Below are 1,400 nucleotides of genomic sequence, written 5' to 3' on the forward strand. Positions count from 1 at the left end.
AACCTAATAATATTATTGGTTTTGCTTCAAGGATGTCAATTGAGCTTCAAGAACAGTGCTTACGTTCATTTAAATTGGGTACGGTGGAAATAAACACCTAACAAGAACTTCAAACGGAAAAAATACAGTTGGCTGTTTTCACTCCGTTCAACATTTTAGCCAACTATATTTTTCCGCTTAAGTAGGCGTTATATGCACTCAAATAGTATGGTTGGTTTAGCCAAAAATATTGGTATCAATCTTACTTTTGTAAACGCTGCTACGGGTTTCGCTATTGTAGTTTTCCAATAGCCACTAATAAGCTTTGCCTATTTAAAAGACTTTTGTTGGCAAAGCTATTATTTCGTTCTGGCATTTGTGGGTAGCTCAATTTATAGTGCATTTATTACTACCGGTTTTTACTTTTAACTTAAGTGTTTTTGTTTAAGTTTATCAGGCATATAACAAGGCATTGCAAAGGACTAAAAACAGCTGGCCGTTGCTCGTACCTCGCTATTTTGGCCAACAATTTTTAGCCTCTGAATGAGGCGTTAAGTTCTTCAGGAGGCTCTTGTGAAAAATTTGGAATCAATGTTAAGTTTAATTTCTAAAGGCATGTCTAAAAAAACAGCTATCATTTTGATCCTGACTGTAGTTTCTATATTGTTATCTTTTTCTTCAATTAAACCTTTTGCAGAAGAACTTCCTGTTTTGATAGTTTTAAGCTTACTTACTGGGTTGTATATTGCTTTATATTTATTGATTTTTGATATTATCTCTTGGGTATTTAATCGGTTGAAGATTATTTTCAAGTTCCTTATAAAAAGCACAGCTAAAAAATATGCGGAATATAAATTATCTTTGCAAAGCAAAAAGAAACATGAGCTAGTTCAAAAGTTATTTATTGAAAAAGCAGGTGAAAATGAGATTAAATATTTATCGCTTTTTTTTGGAAAATCTAGTGAATCTATAAAAAATCAGCATGGGCTAATTCCTAATGAAGTAATTACATATTTTGAAGAGTTATGTAGTAATAGTTTGATGAAGAGAGAAACTATTACTAATGCAAGCTATATATTTTCTCTGGATAATAGTTTTGCGCAATCTCTACGAAAAAAATTGTATTCAGGATCTCAACTTTGTTGTTCGTTAACTTTAAACTTCACAGAAATTCAAACTAATATTGTCACTACTGGTGGTGGATTAGCGAGTGGAAATATCAGAACTTAACAAGTTACTCAAACGGACTGCTAACAGTTGGCTAGCACTCGTACCTCGTTTATTATAGCCAACCATTATCAGCCGCTTAGTAAGGCGTTAGCTGTATAGGGAAATTCGGCGTTGATCGTTCAAGGAAGATATAAAAGGTTAATTATTGGTTTCCTATTTCCACCAATATTAGGTGCGTTATTGTTAAGCCT

The 1,400-nt window shown here is 32.9% G+C and carries 1 protein-coding gene; it reads left to right on the forward strand.

Features of this window, described 5'->3' with window-relative positions; all coding sequences use genetic code 11:
* Positions 1–552: 552 nt before the first annotated feature.
* A complete protein-coding gene (locus tag B0X80_RS20190; RefSeq protein ID WP_077343688.1) occupies positions 553–1,209 on the forward strand; it encodes a hypothetical protein in 657 nt (218 codons plus the stop codon).
* The last annotated feature ends 191 nt before the right edge of the window (positions 1,210–1,400 follow it).

Source organism: Pseudocolwellia agarivorans, from assembly GCF_002000085.1.
Lineage (GTDB): Bacteria > Pseudomonadota > Gammaproteobacteria > Enterobacterales > Alteromonadaceae > Pseudocolwellia > Pseudocolwellia agarivorans.